General features: G+C 50.7%; 1 protein-coding gene. It reads right to left on the bottom strand.

Annotated features, from left to right (window positions below):
* Positions 1-649 (bottom strand): AMP-binding enzyme (locus tag VC188_RS11930; RefSeq protein ID WP_416350518.1); only part of this gene is annotated, 649 nt, incomplete at both ends.

Here is a 649-nt window from a genome sequence, read left to right as displayed (position 1 = left end):
TCCGCCCAGCTCAAAAAAGTTATCTTCTATACCAACTTTTTCTAGTCCAAGAACCTCTGCAAATAACTCGCAAAGAACAGCCTCCTCAGGGGTACGGGGTGCCTTTATATTGGCGGGGGCTAGATCAGGCTCCGGTAGTCCTTTCCGGTCAAGTTTTCCGTTTGAGGTGAGTGGTAGCCTTTCCATGCTTACAAAGGCTGATGGCACCATATAGTCTGGCAGACTTTGACTGAGGTGCAGTCGTAATTCCGCGGCATCTAAGGAGTACTTTTCGGCTGGAACTACATAAGCGACAAGTCGTTTGTTATTGGGCTGGTCTTCGCGAGCAATGACGGCAACTTGTGCCACACTGGTGTGTTGGCTAAGTGCAGTTTCAATCTCCCCAAGCTCAATGCGGAAGCCTCTGATCTTGACCTGATTATCAGCTCGACCCAAGAAGGATAGAACGCCATCTTTTCTCCAGCGAGCTAGATCACCGGTGCGATACATGCGACTGCCGGGCGGCCCAAAGGGATCTGCAACAAAACGCTCCGCCGTTAATCCTGGTCGATTTAGATAACCACGGGCTAGACCGGCGCCTGCAATGTAAAGCTCCCCAGCAATGCCAGCTGGAACTGGTTCTAGGCTGTTATCTAAAACATAAATGCGG

This window comes from Polynucleobacter sp. MG-28-Ekke-A2, from assembly GCF_035012985.1.
GTDB lineage: Bacteria > Pseudomonadota > Gammaproteobacteria > Burkholderiales > Burkholderiaceae > Polynucleobacter.
The sequence above is the reverse complement of the archived record's forward strand: the minus strand, read 5'-3'. Positions and strand labels throughout refer to the sequence as shown.